This is a genomic window from Streptomyces sp. NPDC004667, assembly GCF_040609475.1.
Taxonomy (GTDB): domain Bacteria; phylum Actinomycetota; class Actinomycetes; order Streptomycetales; family Streptomycetaceae; genus Streptomyces.
In genome coordinates this window covers 32,936-51,649 of the sequence record NZ_JBEXKC010000033.1, presented here as the reverse complement: position 1 = coordinate 51,649, position 18,714 = coordinate 32,936, and the positions used below count along the sequence as shown (strand labels likewise).

General features: G+C 72.4%; 16 protein-coding genes. 3 read left to right on the top strand and 13 right to left on the bottom strand.

From position 1 onward, the window contains the following. Positions 1–271: 271 nt before the first annotated feature. The 9 genes from ABZW32_RS20145 to ABZW32_RS20105 all read right to left on the bottom strand — a co-directional run bounded on the left by ABZW32_RS20145 (position 272) and on the right by ABZW32_RS20105 (position 9,793). Positions 272–1,345 carry a 2-aminoethylphosphonate ABC transporter substrate-binding protein gene (locus tag ABZW32_RS20145; RefSeq protein ID WP_356217674.1) on the bottom strand — a complete coding sequence of 358 codons (1,074 nt, stop codon included), beginning with the start codon at positions 1,343–1,345 and terminating at the stop codon, positions 272–274. A 52-nt stretch (positions 1,346–1,397) separates the two neighbouring features. Then, positions 1,398–2,195 carry an ABC transporter permease subunit gene (locus tag ABZW32_RS20140; protein WP_356217672.1) on the bottom strand — a complete coding sequence of 266 codons (798 nt, stop codon included), beginning with the start codon at positions 2,193–2,195 and terminating at the stop codon, positions 1,398–1,400. Then, a complete protein-coding gene (locus tag ABZW32_RS20135) occupies positions 2,182–3,126 on the bottom strand; it encodes a 2-aminoethylphosphonate ABC transporter permease subunit (protein ID WP_356217709.1) in 945 nt (314 codons plus the stop codon). The genes ABZW32_RS20140 and ABZW32_RS20135 overlap by 14 nt, the downstream gene beginning before the upstream one ends. 163 nt (positions 3,127–3,289) lie before the next feature. Beyond that, positions 3,290–4,339: an ABC transporter ATP-binding protein gene (locus ABZW32_RS20130; RefSeq protein WP_356217671.1), complete on the bottom strand. Its 1,050-nt coding sequence runs from the start codon at positions 4,337–4,339 to the stop codon at positions 3,290–3,292. After that, complete coding sequence (locus ABZW32_RS20125) at positions 4,336–5,046, bottom strand: phosphonatase-like hydrolase (protein ID WP_356217670.1); 711 nt, start codon at positions 5,044–5,046, stop codon at positions 4,336–4,338. Before ABZW32_RS20125 ends, ABZW32_RS20130 begins: the two co-directional genes overlap by 4 nt. A 5-nt stretch (positions 5,047–5,051) precedes the next feature. Continuing rightward, on the bottom strand, positions 5,052–6,173 hold the full coding sequence (locus tag ABZW32_RS20120; protein ID WP_356217668.1) for a TIGR03364 family FAD-dependent oxidoreductase: 1,122 nt from the start codon (positions 6,171–6,173) through the stop codon (positions 5,052–5,054). A 147-nt stretch (positions 6,174–6,320) separates the two neighbouring features. Continuing rightward, positions 6,321–7,091, bottom strand: coding sequence for a GntR family transcriptional regulator (locus tag ABZW32_RS20115; RefSeq protein ID WP_356217666.1), 771 nt, complete (start codon positions 7,089–7,091; stop codon positions 6,321–6,323). Between the two features lie 58 nt (positions 7,092–7,149). Next, positions 7,150–8,028: a hypothetical protein gene (locus ABZW32_RS20110; RefSeq protein ID WP_356217664.1), complete on the bottom strand. Its 879-nt coding sequence runs from the start codon at positions 8,026–8,028 to the stop codon at positions 7,150–7,152. A 649-nt stretch (positions 8,029–8,677) separates the two neighbouring features. Continuing rightward, entirely contained in the window at positions 8,678–9,793 is a 1,116-nt protein-coding gene (locus tag ABZW32_RS20105) for an ROK family transcriptional regulator (protein WP_356217662.1), read from the bottom strand. 55 nt (positions 9,794–9,848) lie between these two features. Here ABZW32_RS20105 and ABZW32_RS20100 point away from each other — a divergent pair, with 55 nt between their 5' ends. Further along, entirely contained in the window at positions 9,849–10,976 is a 1,128-nt protein-coding gene (locus ABZW32_RS20100; RefSeq protein WP_356217660.1) for a Gfo/Idh/MocA family oxidoreductase, read from the top strand. A gap of 93 nt (positions 10,977–11,069) precedes the next feature. Here ABZW32_RS20100 and ABZW32_RS20095 read toward each other — a convergent pair whose 3' ends face one another. The 4 genes from ABZW32_RS20095 to ABZW32_RS20080 form a co-directional block, all read right to left on the bottom strand. After that, on the bottom strand, positions 11,070–11,927 hold the full coding sequence (locus ABZW32_RS20095) for a fumarylacetoacetate hydrolase family protein (protein ID WP_356217658.1): 858 nt from the start codon (positions 11,925–11,927) through the stop codon (positions 11,070–11,072). A 203-nt stretch (positions 11,928–12,130) separates the two neighbouring features. Beyond that, on the bottom strand, positions 12,131–12,940 hold the full coding sequence (locus tag ABZW32_RS20090) for a hypothetical protein (RefSeq protein WP_356217657.1): 810 nt from the start codon (positions 12,938–12,940) through the stop codon (positions 12,131–12,133). Between the two features lie 117 nt (positions 12,941–13,057). Beyond that, positions 13,058–13,393, bottom strand: a complete 336-nt coding sequence (locus ABZW32_RS20085; protein ID WP_356217655.1) for a DUF6412 domain-containing protein — start codon at positions 13,391–13,393, stop codon at positions 13,058–13,060. Positions 13,394–13,491: 98 nt separating this feature from the next. Further along, positions 13,492–14,364 (bottom strand): class E sortase, encoded by an 873-nt coding sequence (locus tag ABZW32_RS20080; RefSeq protein WP_356217654.1) that lies wholly within the window; start codon positions 14,362–14,364, stop codon positions 13,492–13,494. Positions 14,365–14,420: 56 nt separating this feature from the next. Here ABZW32_RS20080 and ABZW32_RS20075 point away from each other — a divergent pair, with 56 nt between their 5' ends. Together ABZW32_RS20075 and ABZW32_RS20070 are read left to right on the top strand one after the other, a co-directional pair. Beyond that, positions 14,421–15,422: an SEC-C metal-binding domain-containing protein gene (locus ABZW32_RS20075; RefSeq protein WP_356217652.1), complete on the top strand. Its 1,002-nt coding sequence runs from the start codon at positions 14,421–14,423 to the stop codon at positions 15,420–15,422. A 126-nt stretch (positions 15,423–15,548) separates the two neighbouring features. Next, positions 15,549–18,692 carry a DUF3427 domain-containing protein gene (locus tag ABZW32_RS20070; RefSeq protein WP_356217651.1) on the top strand — a complete coding sequence of 1,048 codons (3,144 nt, stop codon included), beginning with the start codon at positions 15,549–15,551 and terminating at the stop codon, positions 18,690–18,692. Positions 18,693–18,714: the final 22 nt, after the last annotated feature.

Genomic DNA, 18,714 nt, shown 5'->3' with positions numbered 1-18,714 from the left:
GGTGCGAATACGCGGGTGCGGTGCAGCGCGGTGGTGCGGGTGCGCGGGTGCGGTGTCAGCGGTGCGGTGCAGCGCGGTGGTGCGGTGGTGCGTGGTGCGGGTGCGGTGTCAGCGGTGCGGTGGTGCGCGGGAGGCGACGGCGCCGCCGCTCGGTGGTGCGGAGGGGCGGGCGTGCGGAGGGTCCGGGCCGAGGGGCCTCGTGGGCGCCTTCGGTCCAGACCCGTTACGCACTCGTCACTCTCGCGGTCGTGGGTGACCGGGAGGTGTCGGATCAGCTGCCGGTCGCCGACTTCCACGCGTCGACGTAGGCGGTGAGGTTCTTGTCGATGTCGGCCCAGTCCGGCTCGAAGACCTCGACCCCGCCCATGATCTTGGTGAGTTCGACGGCGTTGGCGTCGGTCGGCTTGACGTCCGTACGGGCCGGGAAGCCGCCGCCGACCTCGCTGACCAGCTTCTGGGCGTCCTCGGAGAGCAGGTAGTCGAGGAGCTTCTTGCCGTTCTCGGTGTGCGGGGCCTTGTCGACGAGGCCGGCCGCGTACGGGAGGGCGAAGGTGGTGGGCTTGCCGCCGTCCTTGGCGGGGAACCAGATGCCGAGGTTCGGCATGGCCTTGGACTGCGCGAAGTTCATCTGGACGTCGCCGTTGGCGACGAGCAGCTCGCCCTTGTCGGTCTTGGGCGCGAGCTTGCTGGTGGAGGAGGACGGGCCGACGTTGTTGGCCTGGAGCTTCTTGAGGTACTCCATCGCCGGCTCCTTGCCGCCGAAGTCGTGCATGGCCTTGATCAGCACGGCCGTGCCGTCGCCCGCGACGCCCGGGGTGGAGTACTGGAGCTTGCCCTTGTACTTGCCGTCGAGCAGCTCCTCCCAGGTCTTGGGGGCCGCGGTCAGCTCCTTCTTGTTGTAGACGAACCCGAAGTAGTTGTTGACGACGGAGGTCCACTTGCCGTCGGCGGACTTGTCCCCGCCGTTGACCTTGTCGGAGCCCTGCGGCTGGTACGCCTGGAGGAGGCCCTTGCCGTCGGCCTGCTGGATGAAGGGGGGCAGGGTGACGAGCACGTCGGCCTGGGTGTTGGTCTTCTCGCGGACGGCGCGCTGCACCATCTCGCCGGATCCGCCTTCGACGTACTTGACCTCGATGCCGGTCTTCTTGGTGAAGTCGGCGAAGACCTTGTCGTACCAGCCGTCGCCCTTGTCGCTCTTGAGTCCGTCGGCGCTGTAGACGGTGACGACCTTCTCGCCGCCCTGGGAGCCGGCGGTCGCGGCGCCGCCGCAGGCGGTGAGGGAGACGGCGAGGGCGAGGCTGCCGGCGGTGGAGGCGGTGGCGCGGAGCAGGAGCTTGCTGGGCATGGAACTTCCTTACGGGGAAAGGGAGTCGGCGGGGGTGGGGGTGGGGCGGGGATCAGCGGTAGGAGGCCCTGGTGCGGATGCGGGAGACGGCCAGCAGCACCAGGAGGGTGGTCGCCATCAGCACCACGGCCACGGCGGAACCGCCGAAGAGCGAGCCGCGGTCGGTGGCGGTGAACACCCGGACCGGGAGGGGCATCCAGTCCGGCGGGTAGAGCATCATCGTGGCGCTCAGCTCGCCCATGGAGAGGGCGAAGCAGAGCCCGGCGGCCGCGGTGAGGGACGGCAGCAGGAGCGGGAGCCTGACCCGCCACAGCACGTGGGCGGGGCGGGCCCCGAGGGAGGCCGCAGCCTGTTCGTACGCGGGGTCGAGACGAACGATGGCGGCCGAAACCGACTGGTAGGCGAACGCCGTGACAAGGATCGTGTGCGCCAGGATGACGATGGAGCCGGTGCCGTTGAGGAGCACCGGCGGCCGGCTGAAGGCGACGAGCACGGCGAGGCCGACCACCACGGAGGGCACGGCGACCGGCAGCATGAACAGGGCGTCCAGGCAGCGCTTCCCGCGCTTGTTCAGCCCGGCGGCGGCCAGCGCGGCCCAGGTGCCGACGGTGAGCGCGAGCAGGCTCGCGGTCACTGCGGTGACCAGGGAGGTGGTGAGGGCCTGGAGGGATTCGCCCCGGACGGCGGACGCGTAGTTCGCGGTGGTCGGGCCGGAGGGGAAGGCGCCGGACCAGTGGGTGGCGAAGGAGGCGGCCACCACCACGAGGAGGGGCAGGGCGAAGAGGGGCAGGAAGAGGAGGCCGAACAGGCCCCACGCGGCCCAGCGGCCGCCCTTGCTATGCACCAGCACGCTTGCCCACCACCCGGTAGAGGCCGAACAGGCCGACGGAAATCGCGATGTTGACGACGGCGACCACGCAGGCGGCCGCGTAGTCGGATTCGAGGATCGCCTTGCCGTAGATGAGCATCGGCAGGGTCGTGACGTCCTTGGCTCCGGTGAACAGGACGATCCCGAACTCGTTGAGGCACATGACGAGGACGAGGCTGCCGCCCGCCGCGAGGGCGGGGAGGGACTCGGGGAGGATCACCTGCCGGACGATCCGGGCGGGGCGGGCGCCGAGGCCGGCGGCCACCTCCAGCTGTGCGGTGTCCAGTTGGGAGAAGGCGGCGAGCAGCGGGCGCATCACGAAGGGCGTGAAGTACGTGATCTCCGCGAGCAGGACGCCCCAGGGGGTGCCGAGGAAGTGGAAGGGGCCGTCGGCGACGCCGAAGAGGTCCGTCCAGACCCCGTTGGCCATGCCGACCGTTCCGTAGATGAAGAGGAGGGCGAGAGTGATGAGGAAGGAGGGGAAGGAGAGGAAGACGTCGATGAACTTGGCGACGCCCTTGGCTCCGGGGAAGGGGACGAAGGCGATGATCAGCGCGAGCGTGAAGCCGAGCAGGAGGCAGCCGGCGGTGGCGCCGACGGCCAGCCAGACGGTGGTGCCGAGCGCTTCGCGGAACGACGCGGAGGCGAAGACGGAGGCGTACGCGTCGAAGGCGCCGCCGCCGTTCTCGGGGGTGAAGGACTGCTGCACGACCAGCGCGAGGGGGTAGAGGAACACCAGCGCGAGCACGGCCACGGGAGGCAACGCCCACAGCGCACGCCGGGCCCCCTGGGGGGTGGCTTCCCGGAGCCCCCGCGGCGCCGGTCCCCCGGCGGCGGGGGCCCCGCCGGTCCGGCGGCCGGAGGTCCCACCGGCGTACGGGGCGGGCGCGGGCGGCCCGGCAGGAGCGGGAATCCCCGCAGCGGCCGACTGCCCGGCAGGGGCGGGAATCCCGGTAGCGGCCGACTGCCCGGCAGGGGCGGGAATCCCCGGAGCGGCTGGCTGCCCCGCAGGGGCGGTCGTAGCGGCCGACTGCCCCTCAGGGGCGGGGTTTCGGGTGGCGGCTCGCCGCGAGGCGTCAGGCATCCGACACCCCGGCGGCCAGCAGCACCCCGTCGCGGGGTTCGAAGTGCAGGGTCACCTCGTCGCCCAGCGCCGGGGTCTCGCGCAGTTCGGGGAGGTCCGCCTTGACGCGGTGGCCGTCCACGTCGACGTAGAGCCGGTGCGTCGAGCCCCGCCACTGCACCTCGGCGATCGTGCCGCGCAGGGCGTTCGGCCCTTCGCCGAGCCCGAGCAGGTGCGGGCGTACGCACAGGGTGGCCGTGGAGCCCGGCGCGGCGCGGCCCGGGTCGAGGGCCAGCGGGCGGCCCGCGAAGACCGCGCCGCCGTCGGCCACCGTCACCGGGAGCAGGTTCGCGTTGCCGACGAAGGACGCCGTGAACTCGGTGCGCGGCGCCCGGTACAGCTGCTGCGGGGTGCCGCAGTCCTGGAGCCGGGCCCGGTCCATGACGGCGATCCGGTCGGCCAGGGTGAGCGCCTCGACCTGGTCGTGGGTGACGTAGAGGATGGACACCTCGGGCAGTTCGCGGTGCAGCCGGGCCAGTTCCGCCAGCATCCCGGAGCGCAGCTGGGCGTCGAGGGCGGAGAGCGGCTCGTCCAGGAGGAGGACCCCGGGGCGGATGGCGAGGGCGCGGGCGATGGCCACGCGCTGCTGCTGCCCGCCGGAGAGTTCCCGGGGGTAGCGCTTGGCGTAGGCGCCCATCCCGGTCATTTCCAGGGCCTCGGCGACCCGGGCGGGGATCTCGGCCCGGGGGGCCTTCTGGGCTCGCAGGCCGAAGGCCACGTTGTCCTCGACCCGCATGTGCGGGAAGAGGGCGTACTGCTGGACGACCATGCCGATGCCACGCTTGTGCGGCGGCAGGGCGGTGACGTCCCGGCCGCCGATCAGGACCCGCCCGGAGAGCGGCCGTACGAAGCCGGCGACCGCGCGCAGCGCCGTGGTCTTGCCGGAGCCGGAGGGGCCCAGCAGGGCCATGACCTCGCCCGGTTCGACGGTCAGGTCGAGGGAGTCCAGGACGGTGGTGCCGTTGTAGGCGACCGAGACGGAGTCGAAGCGGATGCCGCTCACACCGGCTCCGCGTCGTGCGGCGCGAGCAGGGCGGGCAGTTCGGCGACGGAGCCGAGGACGTGGGTGGCGCCGGCTCCGGTCAGCGCGGCGCGGTCGTGGGCGCCGGTGAGGACGCCGGCCACGATGCCCGCTCCGGCGCGGTTGCCGCTGAGCACGTCGTAGGCGGTGTCCCCGGCGACGACGGTGTGGCGTACGTCGGCCACCGCGCCGGTGCGCAGGAAGGCGGTCAGCACCATGTCCGGGTAGGGGCGGCCGCGGCCGCCCGCGTCGGCGGGGCAGAGGGTGAGGTCGGCGAGGTCCCGCCAGCCGAGGGCGTCGAGGATGGCGTCCTGGGTGACGCGGGCGAAGCCGGTGGTCAGGACGACGGTGCGGCCGTCGGCGCGGAGCTCCTCGATGGTCTCGCGGGCGCCGGGGAGCGGGGCGACGAGGCCGCCGTCGACGAGTTCTCCGTAGGCCTGCTCGAAGGCGGAGTTGGCGCGCCGGGCGAGTTCCTCCGTGCCGAAGAGGTGGCGGAAGACGGAGATCTTCGACTCGCCCATGGTGTCGCGTACGTACTGGAGCTTCGCGGCGTGGTCGGCGCTGCCGGGCTCGACGCCGAGCCGGCCGGCGGCGTGCTCGAAGGCGCGCTCGACGAGGCCGCCGTCGGCAACGGTGGTGCCGGCCATGTCGAGGACGATCAGGTTCTTGGCGGGGGTGCGGTCGGTCATGGTGTTCACCAGCCCAGTTCGTTCGCGGTGGTCTCGGCTATGGCGGGCGAGCAGGTCATGCCGCGTCCGCCGGGTCCGGTCACCAGCCAGACGCCGTCACCCACCTGCTGGCGGTGGACGACGCGGCTCGTGTCGGTGCACTGCGCGTACACGCCCGCCCAGCGGTGCCTGATCTTCGGCAGCGGGCGGCCCAGGAAGGCTTCGACCACCCCGGTGAGGTGCTCGTAGGGGTCTTCGAGGGTGTCGAACGCGAACGGGTGCTCGTACTCGTGGGTGTCGCCGATGGTCAGTCCGCCGTCCAGGCGCTGGACCATGAGCAGTTGCATCTTGTGCGCGGCGGCGACCGGCGCCTGTTCCTGTTCGGCGTTGAGGGCGTCGAGGGCGGGGGACGCGTAGGCCGGGTAGTAGCGGAAACTGTCGGCGTCCGCGACGGAGGTGGTGAGCCGCTCGCCGAGCGGGGCGGTCTGCATCATCTGGAGGCGGACGCGGCGGACGGGCAGGTCGGGGGCGAGTTCGCGGACCAGGCCGGACAGCCAGGCGCCGGTGGCGAGGACGACGGCGTCGCCCCGGTGGACGTCGCCGTGGTCGTCGCGGACGGCGCCGGGGCCGGTGACCTCGCGGACCTCCCGTCCGGGGAGGAAGGTGTAGCGGCCGGAGGCGCGCAGGGCCTCGCGCAGGTGGAGCTGGGCGGTGCGCGGTTCGACGGCCGCGTCGCGCTCGCACCACAGGGCGGCCTCGAAGTCGCCGCGCAGGGCCGGGTTGATCTCCCGGGCCTCGGCGGCGGTGACCAGTTTGTAGCCGCGGGCGGCGGCGTCGGGGCGGGCCACGGCAGCCTCGGCGACGGCGTGCTCGCGGGCATTGCGCACGGGGGTGAGGGAGCCGATGGCGCGGAAGCCCAGGCCGGGTACCTCCGCGCCGATCCGCTCCCAGAGCTCGCGGGCCCGCAGGGCGGTGTCGAGCTCCTCGCCCCCGGCCCGGCCGCTGACCCAGATCTGGCCGAAATTGCGTAGTGACGCGCCGCGAGCCTCGGCCTCGCGCTCGATCTGGACGACCTCGTGGCCGCGTTGGACTGCTTGCCAGGCGTGCATGGTGCCGACCACGCCGCCTCCGACGACTATGACTCTCACGTCGACCAAGGTGGTGGGGGCCCGTGTCCCGGGGAGGTCCGTCCGGCGACGGGCCGGTGAACAGCCCTCGACGCTTGGACTAGACCCGTTATCGTTCCGTGATCTAAATAGGTCCTGTTTGGGGCTTTTGAGGTGACCCCTCAGGGGCTATTCGGGCCGCAGGCGGGTCGTGAAGCTGAACCGGTCACCACGGTAGAGCGAACGCACCCGCTCCAGCGGACGCCCGTCCCGGTCCCGCGAGAAGCGGTGGATGAGCAGCATCGGCAGCGCGGGCGGGGTGCCGATGAGCAGGGCCTCGCGGGGGGTGGCGAGCACCGTCTCCAACTTCTCGTCGGCGTCCCCGAAGGCGATGCCGAGGCGGTCGTGGAGGTATCCGTAGAAGGAGGAGTCCGGCTGGAAATCGACGTCGAGGCGGGGTGCGCGCGAGACCCGGACGTACGTGCTCTCCAGCCCGACGCGCTCGTCGTCGGCGAGCAGCACGCGCTCCAGGTGCCAGACGGGCTCACCGGCTTCGGCGCCGATCCCGCGGGTGAGTTCGGGCGGGCAGGGGAAACGCTCCAGGCCGATCAGGCTGCGCCCGGGACGGCGGCCCTGGCGGCGCACGCCCTCGGTGTAGCTGGCGAGCGAGAGGGGCTGCTCCAGCTTGGGTCCGGCGACCACGGTGCCACGCCCGGAACGGCGGAGCCGGCCCTCCAGCAGCAGCTCGCGCAGGGCCTGGCGGACCGTCTCCCGGGACACCTCGTAGCGCTCGGCGAGATCGCGCTCGGTGGGGAGGGTCCCGCCTTCGCCGAGCTCGTCGAGCAGCTCGGCGACCCGGGCCTTGACGGCGTAGTACTTGGGGACGCGGCCGTGCTCGGGGATGCCGGAGCGGACGGGCGAGCCGGGGCGGTGGGCCGGGTACGGGGTCTGTTCTTCCACGGTCGGACTGTACGTGGGGCAGGTGTACGGGGATCGGCGCGCGGGGGGTGCGGGCTGCTCAGCGGTCCCGGCGTTCCCTGGATTCGGGAGCGTCGGTCGGCACGTGGGTGGCGGGCGTCCCGTGGGGGGCGCGCAGACGGCGGGGTTCACGGGGGGCGCGCAGACGGCGCGCGCCGAGCAGGAGTCCGGCTCCGGCGAGGAGCGCGGCGACGGCCCCGGCACCGTAGATCCACTCCCGGGGGCCGGTGTGCGCGAGGGAGCCCGCCTCGACGGCGTCCTCGTCCTGCGGCCCCTGCACCGAGAAGCGGTACCCGCCGGCCTCGCCGACCCAGTCGCCGTCGTCGCCGTGCTCGCCCTTGCGCTGGACCAGGGCGGCGTCGGCGAGGACGTCGCCGTGGGGGGCGTCGGGGGCGAAGGAGAGCCGGACCTTGACGGTGGTGGTGCCGCCCGCCGGGACGGAGAAGCCGGCGAACGCGTCGCCGCCGCCGTCGAAGACGGCGATGGTCTCGTCGCGGTCGCTGCGCTCCAGGCTGACGGGGTGGGTGCCGCCGGGCGCGTCGAACTCCATCCGCAGGTGGGCGGGGCGCAGGGCCCGGGCGGTGTCCGTGAACACGATGACGGGATGGATGGAGGTGCACACGCCGCCCGTGCTGTTGGTCAGGTCCAGCAGCCAGGTCTGCGGCTCGGCGCCGGCCCGGTAGACGGCCGGGCCGCCGCGGATGCGGGCGCCGATGGGGAAGGCGCTGCTCTTGCCGTCCCCGCAGCTGGCCTGGATGCGGGAGGGCGGCGCGGGCGCGGGGCGGGCGGGGCTGCCGCCTCCGGTGTCGGCGGCGGCGGTGGGCGCGCCGGCGGCGAGGAGCAGGGCGGTCATGGCGGTGACGGCCGCCACGGCGGTCTTGGCACCCGGGGGGAGGGCCGTACGCAGTCGCTGTCCCATGGAAGACCTTCGCGGCTAGCCGGACGGGATGATGATCGGACGAGGCGACAATCACCCCGGCCCTGCCCGCACCCTCCCACGCGCGCGAAATCCCCTTCACACCGCCGCGCCCGAGCCCTCCCGGTTTACGCCCGAACGGCGGCCCCGGTCAACCCACCCCCACCCCACCCGAACCACCCCGGCCCGCCCTACCGGGACCTGCGCCGCAAACCCCGGCAGGCGGGGGGCGGGTACGGGGGTCGGCAGGCCGGGGGGTACGGGGGCCGACAGGCCGGGGGGGTAAGGGGGCCTACATACCCGGGGCGAGGGCGAGAGCCCGGCAAGCCCGAGGGCGGGGACGAGGGCCCGCCGCCGGGGGCAGGTAAGGGCCCACCAGGCCGGGGGCGGGGACGGGGTGGGGTGTTGGCCGGGACGTAAAACGTGATTTGTTGGCGCGCGGTACCCAGTACGACTGGAGGCTCGGACAGGGCGCCATAAATCATGCAGTCCCGGACGACACCCCACCCCGGCACCGACCCCGGCCACCCCCGACCCCGCCCGGCCCCGCCCCGCCCGGGCAGGGCAGGGCAGGGCAGGGCAGGGCAACGGCCCGGCCAGGGCAAGAGCCCGGCCAGGGTCACCCCGAGACCCCGAAAGCCCCCCGCAGGGGTCAGGCGTGGCCGAAGAGCGGCCCCAGCGCCAGCGCCGCCGCCCCCTCCGCCACCCCCACCACCGCACGTTCGACCGGCGGCAGATCACCCGTCACCGACCGCCGGGCCGCCAGGACGGCCCGGACCCCCTCCACGAACACGTCCGGATCGGCGGCCACCACCCGGCCGCCCAGCAGCACCCGGTCCACGTCCAGCAGCGCCACCAGGTTCGCGGCCCCCTCCCCCAGCAGCCGCGCGGCCCCCGCGAGGTCCCCGCGGGCCACCGCGTCCAGGCAGAGCACCTCCAGGCAGCCCCGCCCCCCGCACCGGCACGGCGGCCCGTCCAGCCGCAGCACCTGATGGCCGAACTCCCCCGCCGCCGAGCGCGCCCCCCGGTACACCGCGCCGTCGAGCCGCAGTCCCGCTCCGAGCCCGGTCCCGACGTGCAGGTACACGCAGGAGCCGGTCCCACCGGGCCCCCCGGCCGCCGCGACCGCCGCGACCGCCGCATTGGTGTCCTTGTCCAGCACCACCGGCAGCCCCAACCGCACCTCCAACACCTCCCGCAGCGGGTACCCCGCCCAGCCCGGGAACCCCGTCACCGGGCCCAGGACCCCGCTCCGCCAGTCCAGCGGACCCGGCGCGGCCACCCCGACCCCGACCGGCGGCGCGGCCGGCCCGCGCGCGCGGACCCGTACGACCGCCGCCAGGACCGCCTCCACCACGAGGTCCGGGCCCGCCCCGAAGTCCAGGGGTCCGCTCCACTCGTCGACGACGCCGCCCGCGAGGTCGACCCGTACCGCCCGGATCCGGTCGCGGTCCAGGTGGACCCCCACCGCGTACCGGGCCTGTGGAACGAGCCGCAGCAGCGTGCGGGGCTTGCCGCCGGTGGAGGCGCCGCGGCCGGCCTCGGCCACCAGGCCCTCCGCCGCGAGGCGAGCGGTGATCTTGCTGACGGCCTGCGGGGTGAGGCCCGTACGGGCGGCGAGTTCGGCGCGGCCCAGGCCCGGCGCCCCCGCCGAACGCAGCAGGTCCAGCAGCAGCGCGTCGTTGTGCCCGCGCAGGGCCGGCAGGTTCGCCCCACCACGCCCGCCCCCGCCGCCGCTGACGTTGCCCCTGCCCTTGCCCCTGTTCACCCGCCCATTGTCCACCCTCCTTGCACTTACGCAACGCTGTTGCCAAAGTGGAGCCATGAACACCGCCCCCACCAGCCCCACCACCCCCACCGCCCCACTACGGGTCGCACTCATCGGATACGGACTCGCCGGCTCCGTCTTCCACGCCCCGCTGGTGTCCGCGACCGAGGGCCTCGTCCTCGACACGGTCGTCACCTCCGACCCCGGCCGTCGGGCCCAGGTCCGCGAGGCCTACCCCGACGTCCGTGTCGCGGCCTCCGCCACCGAGCTGTGGGACCGCACCGGCGAGGACTCCCCCGCCCCCGGCCTGGTCGTGATCGCCTCCCCCAACAAGACCCACGTCCCGCTGGCCACGGCCGCGCTCACCGCCGGCATCCCGGTGGTCGTGGACAAGCCGCTCGCGGCCACCGCCGCCGAGGCCCGGGAGCTCGCCGCGCTGGCCGACCGGACCGGCACCTTCCTGTCCGTCTTCCAGAACCGCCGCTGGGACAACGACTTCCTGACCGTGCGCCGGCTCCTCGCCGACGGCGAACTCGGCGAGGTCCAGCGCTTCGAGTCCCGCTTCGAGCGCTGGCGCCCGCAGCTCAAGGGCGGCTGGCGCGAATCCGGCGCCCCGGAGGAGATCGGCGGGCTGCTGTACGACCTCGGCAGCCACGTCGTGGACCAGGCGCTGGTGCTGTTCGGCCCGGCCGTACGCGTCTACGCGGAGGCCGACCTGCGCCGCCCGGGTGCCGAGACCGACGACGACACGTTCATCGCGATCACCCACGCGAACGGCGTCCGCTCGCACCTCTACGTCAGCGCGACCGCCGCCCAGCTCGGCCCGCGCTTCCGCGTCCTCGGCTCCCGGGCCGGCTACGTGAAGTACGGCCTGGACCCGCAGGAGGCCGCCCTGCGCGAGGGCATGCGCCCCGACCGCGCCACCGACGGCACGCTGTGGGGCGAGGAACCGCCGCACCTGTGGGGGCGGCTCGGCTCCGGCGAGTCCCCGCTGACCGGCGGCGGGATCTCGGTGCCGACGGAGCACGGCGACTACCCGGCGTACTACGCGGCGGTCGCGCGGGCCCTGCGCACGGGCGGCCCGGCACCGGTCACGGCGCACGAGGCGGCCCGGTGCCTGGAGGTGCTGGAGGCGGCGCGCAGGTCCTCCCGCGACGGGGTGGCGGTGGACATCGCCGCCTGACGACCCACGGGCCCAGGCCCAGGCCCGCCACGCCAAAACGCGGAAGGGGCGGGTCCGCCATCGGCGGCCCCGCCCCTCGTCCCCCCGTCGGCGCTACGCGCCCTTGAACTCCTGGCGCTGGCGCCCGAGGCCCTCGATCTCCACCTCCACGACGTCACCGGCCCGCAGGAACGGCTTCGGCTCCGGCTGGCCCGCGGCCACACCGGCCGGCGTGCCGGTGACGATCACGTCGCCCGGGTACAGGGTCATGAAGTGGCTCAGGTACCGCACGACCTCGCCGACCGGGAAGATCTGGTCCGAGGTGTGACCGTCCTGCTTGAGCTCGCCGTTCACCCACAGCCGTACGTCCAGCGCCTGCGGGTCCGCGACCTCGTCGGCGGTGACCAGCCAGGGGCCGAGCGGGGTGAAGGTCTCGCAGTTCTTGCCCTTGTCCCAGGTGCCGCCCCGCTCGTTCTGGAAGGCGCGCTCGGTGACGTCGTTCGCCAGCACGTAGCCACCGACGTGCGCGAGGCCCTCCTCGGCGGAGTCCAGGTAGCGGGCCGTGGCGCCGATGACGACGCCGAGCTCGGCCTCCCAGTCGGTCTTCACGCTGCCGCGCGGGATCAGCACGGTGTCGTCCGGGCCGACCACGGTGTCCGGGGACTTGAGGAAGACGATGGGCTCCGGCGGAGCCTGCGCCCCGACCTCGGCCGCGTGCCCGTGGTAGTTCAGCCCGATGCCCACGATCTTGCCGATCCGGCCGACGGGAGAGCCGACGCGCAGCCCTTCCGCGTCCAGGACCGCGAGCTCGCCGGCCGCCGCGGCGTCCCGTACGCGGGACAGTACGGAGTCGTCGGCGAGCAGGGCCCCGTCCACATCCGTGATCAGGCCGGACAGGTCGCGCAGGGTCCCGTCCTGGTCGAGCAGCGCGGGGCGCTCCGATCCGGCAGGTCCGACACGCAGCAGCTTCATGGACATTCTCCCGTGGTCGAGGGTGGTCGGCCCATGGGCATGCCCCGGGCCGGACGATGGGTTGCGGCCATCGGAGGATTGGTCGATCCTCCAAGATGACCGACCAATCCGCAAGACCCTGTTCACAGACTGGAACGCACCCCTCCAGCACCCGCCCCGGACCACCGGCAGGACGGCCGCCCCGCGACCAAACCTGCCGCCACCTACTGTCCGGCCGGTTGGACGGCCCGGTCCTTGCGGCGCTGCAGCCAGGCCCGCTCCGCGACGGACCACGCCGTGGTGGTCAGCAGGTACAGCCCGGCCGCCAGCGGCACCACGGCAGCGGTGATCAGCGTCCCGAACGACAGCAGGGGCAGTACGCCGCCCAGCTTGCGCATCGCGGCCTGCTGCTCGGCACTCAACGCGGCCGGCACCCCGGCACGACCCACGCCGCCCCCCTCCTTCGCCCCACGCGAACCACCCTTCGCCCAACCCTTCGCCCCGCCCTTCGCCCCGCGCGGACCGCGCTCCCCCTGACCGGACACGGCCTTGCCCCCGCGCGAACCGGCCACCGGCAGGACCGGCGTGACCGGCCCGACCGGCACCGCGGGCGCGGCCGCGGCGGCCCGCCGCCCGCGCACCGCGCTCCACGCGGCCACCACCCCGACGGCGGCGAACAGCCCCAGGAACACCAGCCCCTGCGGCCCGAACGGCCCGCCCTCCCCGAGGGCGTCGGCCCACCGGGATCCGAGCGGAGCGGCGAACAGCCGGTGCCCCAGCAGCTCGTTGGCCGCACCGGCCACCTCCGGGGAGGAGAACGCCCGGTACATCACGAAGAACACCGGCAGCTGCAGCAGCGTCGGCAGGCAGCCGGCCACGGGCGTCGCCCCGCGGAAGGCGGCACGGCTCAGGGGGTGCAGGGCGAGCCGTACGAGCACGGTGAACAGCACGATCGCGGCAGCGGTCGCGGACTCGGCCAGTACCGGCTCCATGAGCCGGCCCAGCTCGGCAACAAGATGGGTGAAAACGGACACGCGGGCCCTCCGAGGGGTCTCGTCGAACGTCGAAAAAAGGTGCATTTCGGCGCGACGACCCGCGAGGGGCGACGACAGTGATCAATAAGCAGAAGGCGAGGAGAGTACTGCGCGCCCCTACGCGGCCGTCAGGACGGGACGGCCCGGAGCCCTGGGCCGCGACCGGCCCGAGGCGTCGGGATCGCGCTGCGGCAGGAAGGCCGTGCGCTGCTCGCGATCACGGATCGCGGTGCGTATTCGGTGCGGCGGCACGGACCGCACGAGGGAGGCCGCCAGCACGGCGGCTCCGAAGGCGACGGCCGCGGTCAGCGCCACCACGGCCGCGGCCAGGGCGTTCTCCCCCGACATCAGGCCGAGGATCCCGCCGAACACCAGCAGGGCGGCCAGCAGGGCACCCGCCCGCGAGTAGACCAGGAAGGACAACAGGGGCCGCGCGTCGCCTCGTCGAGACATCCGGACCGCCCCCTCCCCTTCCACGAGCCCCGAACCTCCGTACGAGATCGGGTACTCACGACCGATAATAACGGGCCCCACCGACAACGGCCCGGCCCCTAGGACTTGAGGGTGCCCCAGACCACCAGCCGGTACCTGGAGGTGTACTCGGGCGTGCACGTCGTCAGCGTGATGTACGAACCGGCCTCCGCGTAACCGGCGTCGGGGCGGACCGTGCTGTGCGGCACGGGGGCGATCACCCCGGTGTCCCGCTCGGTGGTCTCGTTCAGCACCTTGCCCACCACGTACGTGTACCGCCGCCCCCGGACGTCGACGAACAGCTCGTCGCCCGCCCGGAGCCGGTTGATGTAGCGGAAGGGCTCCCCGTGCGTATTGCGGTGCCCGGCCAGCGCGAAGTTCCCCGGCGCCCCGGGCTGCGCCGTCCCCGGGTAGTGGCCGGCGTAGCCCTTGTCCAGCACGGTCCGCTTGTCGACGCCCTGGGCGACGGGCACGGTCAGGCCGAGGCGCGGAACGCGCAGCACCGCGTACGCCTCCTCGCGCGCCGGCGCAGCAGCCGGCACGGGCCGCTCGCCGCCCCCCGCGGAACCCCCGGGCGCCGGAGCACTCCCGCGCCCCGCACCGGGCCCGGTACCGGGCCCGCTCGACGCCCCCTCGACCACGGGCACGTCCGGCTCGCCCCCACCACCTCCGCCGACCTCCGCCCCACCACCCCCGCCGGCATCCGCCCCACCCCCCGGGCCGGGCTGCCGCCCTCCCCCCGCACCCCAGGCGTGCTCCAGCTCCCGCACCTGCTCCCGGGCGGCGGCGACGGCCTGCCGGTTCGTCCACCACACCTGGTGCACCACCAGCAACGCCACCACCACGCCCACCGTGGTGATCGCCTCGGCACCCACCCACAACAGCCGCGCGAGAGCGCCCCGGCGCCCGCGCCGGCCGCCCCGCTGCACCACCACACGCACGCGATCCCGCACGGCCCGCACCTTAAGACCTCCCCCCTCAACTGACCAGCGGCAGTACGGTGTGAACCATGCGCCCCGACACGCCTGCCGAGCACATCGCCGAAGCCGAGCGCCTCATCCGCACGGCGACCCGCTATCCCGAGGACCAGGAGCCCTTGCTCCTCCAGGCCGCGGCCCACCTCGAACTGGGCGACGCACGCGAGCGGGCGAGCACCCTTTACGACCAACTCCTGGCCGACGCGCCCGCGAACCCGCACCTCATCAAGGCCCTGCAGGCCGCGAACCTCTGGGAGTACGGCCACGAGGCCGAGGCCCGCGCCCTGATCTCGGGCATCCGCGCCGCCGCCCCCGCGGACCCGGCGCCCTGGGAGGTGATCGCGGAAGCCCTTGAGTCCCACGACGAGCTGGAGGCCTCGCACGAGTGCTTCACCGAGGCGGCCACCCTCCTCACCTCCGAGGACACCCCCCTCACCCGCTCCACCGCGGCCCTCCTCACCGGCCGCCACCGCGTTCGCCGCCTCCTCGGTCTCCCGCACGACGACTGGGACATGGTCGCCGACACCCGCCACTCGGGACCGATCCCCCTCGACGAACTCCACGACCCGAAGCGCATCTGGGCCCTGGGCTCCGACGACCCGGCGGAACTGCGCGCCGAGATCGCCCGCCTGCGCGCCGAACTGGGCGACCGCCGCGCCGCCCTCTCGCGCCCCTTCCCGGTGGCGATCCTCCACTGGCCCCAGCGCGAGCTCGCGGAACTCGTCGCCTCCTACCCCACGCTCGCGGCGGAGTACCCGTCCCACGCGGCCCACCTCGCCGCCACCGAGGCCTCGCTGCGCGCCCTGGCCGCCTCGGGCACCACCAACCTCGGCATCGTCACGGGCAGCGTCCCCTCCTACGAGGCCTTCGCCGCCTCGGAGAAGACCTCCCCGGCCTCCCCCTCCCTCCTGGCGGAATACGCCACCACCCTCGCGGCCCGCGGCAAGGCCACCCCCTGGCCCCCCACCCCCACCACCCCCTGCTGGTGCACCTCGGGCAAGCCCTACGCGGAATGCCACGGCACCAACAGTTAGGCGAACCGGCCACTCCTCGTCTGAAATCGGATCCTCTCGGTCACTGCTGCGTCACATCCGAGCAGATGCTGTCCGTCCCCCTTGGTACAAACGAGGCTGCGATGATCCATCTGACGAGGAGATTCCGTGGCGTCTGGACCCCACCCGAACACCCCGAAGCCGGTTGCCGGCCTTCACGAGACGCTGATCACCAGCGCGCTCGAAAAGCAGCTGCAGGAGCTGATCACCGCCGGGTCCCTCGTCATAGAGGCCCCGGTGGGCAGCGAGTCCTCACAGCACGTCCTCACCCGACACGTGGCGCACGCGGTCAGTGAGGTCCTGAAGAGGCTGCCGCCGGGTGATCGGGTGGACGCCACGAACGAGATCCTCCGCTCGCTCAGCGCCTTCGAGGGTGCCCGGGGACAGGTGGAACCCATCGCCGAGGGACCGCGCCAGCTCCTGGCCGTAGACGGGCCGACCCATTCGGGTGCGTACACCACCCGTCCCTCTACCCCGCTGTCCGAGACCGCGCTGATCACCAATTCCCCGGAGGATCCGAGCCTCGGTTCCGAGCTCCGCGCCGAATTGGCGACGGCCGATCGCATCGACCTGTTGTGTGCCTTCGTGAAGTGGCACGGGCTCCGCGTACTGGAGCAGCCGTTGAAGGCGGCGGCCGCACGAGGCGTACCCATTCGTGTCATCACCACGACCTACATCGGCGCCACCGAGCGCCGCGCCCTGGATCGACTCGTGCGTGAGTTCAACGCCGAGGTGAAGGTCAACTACGAGCTGCGCTCGACCCGGCTCCACGCGAAGGCCTGGCTCTTCCGACGTGATTCGGGCTTCGATACGGCTTATGTCGGCAGCTCCAACCTCTCCAAGGCGGCCCTCCTCGACGGGCTGGAGTGGAACGTCCGCCTCTCTGGCATCGCGACGCCCGACGTCTTGAGGAAGTTCGAGGCGACCTTCGACTCCTATTGGAGCGAGCGCGCCTTCGAGTCCTACGACCCGGAGCGTGACGCACAGAGGCTGGACGAAGCCCTCAGGACCGCCGGCAACTCTGGAGGTGTGGCCGCCGCGCGGGTCATCAGCCTGTCGGGCCTGGAGGTTCGGCCGTACCCTCATCAGCGGGACATGCTGGAGCGCCTCGAAGTCGAACGTTCCGTGCACGACCGACACCGGAACCTGCTGGTGGCAGCGACCGGTACGGGCAAGACCGTCATGGCGGCCCTCGACTTCAAGCAGCTCCAGCAGAAGATGGGACGCAAGCTCCGCCTGCTGTTCGTCGCTCACCGCAAGGAAATCTTGGACCAGTCCTTGCGGACCTATCAGGACGTGCTGGTCGACGCGAACTTCGGCGAGCAGCTCTGCGAGGGAAAGACTCCCCAGTCCTGGGATAGCGTCTTCGCCAGCGTTCAATCACTGAACTCGCGCGCCTTGGACCAGCTCCCTCCGGACCACTTCGACGTGGTCGTCATCGACGAGTTCCACCACGGCACCTCCCCGACCTACCGCAAAATCATCGATCACTTCGCCCCGCACGAAATGCTGGGCCTTACGGCCACGCCGGAGCGGATGGACGGGCTCAACGTTCAGGACGAGTTCTTCGACGGTCGTATCGCTGCCGAGATGCGACTGTGGGAAGCCCTGGAGAACGAGCTGCTCTGCCCCTTCCACTACTTCGGGATCACCGACACCACGGACATGACAGCCGTCGCGTGGAAGCGGGGAGCCTATGACACCACCGCACTGAGTGAGGTCTTCACGGGCAATGAGGCCCGGGCCCGCCTCGTCGTTCGGGCGCTTCAGGAAAAGCACGGGAACCCCGAAAGCATGCGCGCCTTGGGGTTCTGCGTATCGGTGGCCCATGCCCAGTTCATGGCGGACTTCTTCACACGGGCGGGGTTCCACGCCGTCGCACTATCGGGCGAAACGGCCCGTACTGACCGTAAAGCCGCACTCGATGCCCTGCGGGCGGGGCAACTCAACGTCATCTTCTCTGTGGACCTGTTCAACGAAGGACTGGACGTCCCCGACGTCGACACACTCCTGCTCCTGCGTCCCACCTCCAGCGCCACCGTCTTCCTCCAGCAATTGGGCCGAGGGCTACGACGGAGCGAGAACAAGCCGGTCCTCACCGTCCTCGACTTCATTGGACAGCACCGCAAGGAGTTCCGCTTCGAAGAGCAGTTCCGTGCACTCACCAACCTGACCCGCAACCGCCTCCTCAACAACATCGAACATGATTTTCCGCAGCTTCCCTCCGGCTGCCAGATCATCCTTGAGGCCAAGGCCAAGGACCTGATCATCGAGAACATCCGCAACCAAATGAACGTCAACGTCACACAGCTCGCGCGCGAGGTCGCGGCGTACGCCGAACCAAGGCTCTCGAACTATCTGCGGGAAAGCGGACGGGACATCCAGGAGCTGTACCGCGGGAACGGGAACTCCTGGACCGGCCTCCTGCGCCGGTCCAAGCTGCTCACGACCGCCGTTCCCCTGGGGGAGGAAGCACTTCTCAAGCGCGTCTCCGCCTTCCTGCACGTCGACGACCCGGCGCGCGTGGGCGCTTATACGGCCCTGCTCGAAGACGACCCGACAGCGTACGAAGCCCTCGACGCCCACGGGCAGGCGTACGCCCGGATGCTCTTCTTCTCCCTCTGGCCGAAGGGAGAAGGACTCTCCAGCTACCAGGAGGGGCTCGACTCCCTTCGGGACCAGCGCCCCTTCCGTGACGAAGTTCGCCAGGTCCTGGCCCACAACCTGGAACGGACCGACCACATCCCCGTTCCCCTGACGGGAGACCACTCCGAGCTCCCGATGACAGTCCACGCCTCGTACAGTCGAGAAGAAATCCTGCCGGCCCTCGGCGAGTCCGCCGTGGGCGGCTCCGTGCCTGGGAACTTCCGCGAGGGGGTGAGGTGGTGCCCCAATATCCAGACGGATGCGCTCTTCATCACGCTGGAGAAGGATGAGAAGGACTTTTCTCCGCAAACGCGGTACAAGGACTACGCGATGAGCGAGTTCCGATTCCACTGGGAGTCTCAGAACCGGATCTCGGAGACCTCCCCGACGGGCGTGCGCTACCAGACCCACGCGGACAAGGGATCGCACGTCCTCCTGTTCGTACGCCGCTACAAGGAGACGGACATAGGTGGCCCCCAGGCATGGATGCTGCTCGGTCCGGCGGAGTACGTACGCCACAAGGGCAGCAAGCCGATGGGTATCGAATGGCAGCTGCACCACGAGATCCCCGCGGACGTGTGGTCCTACTCCGCCATCGCGAGCTAGCGTCGCTGCTCGGGCCGGCTGG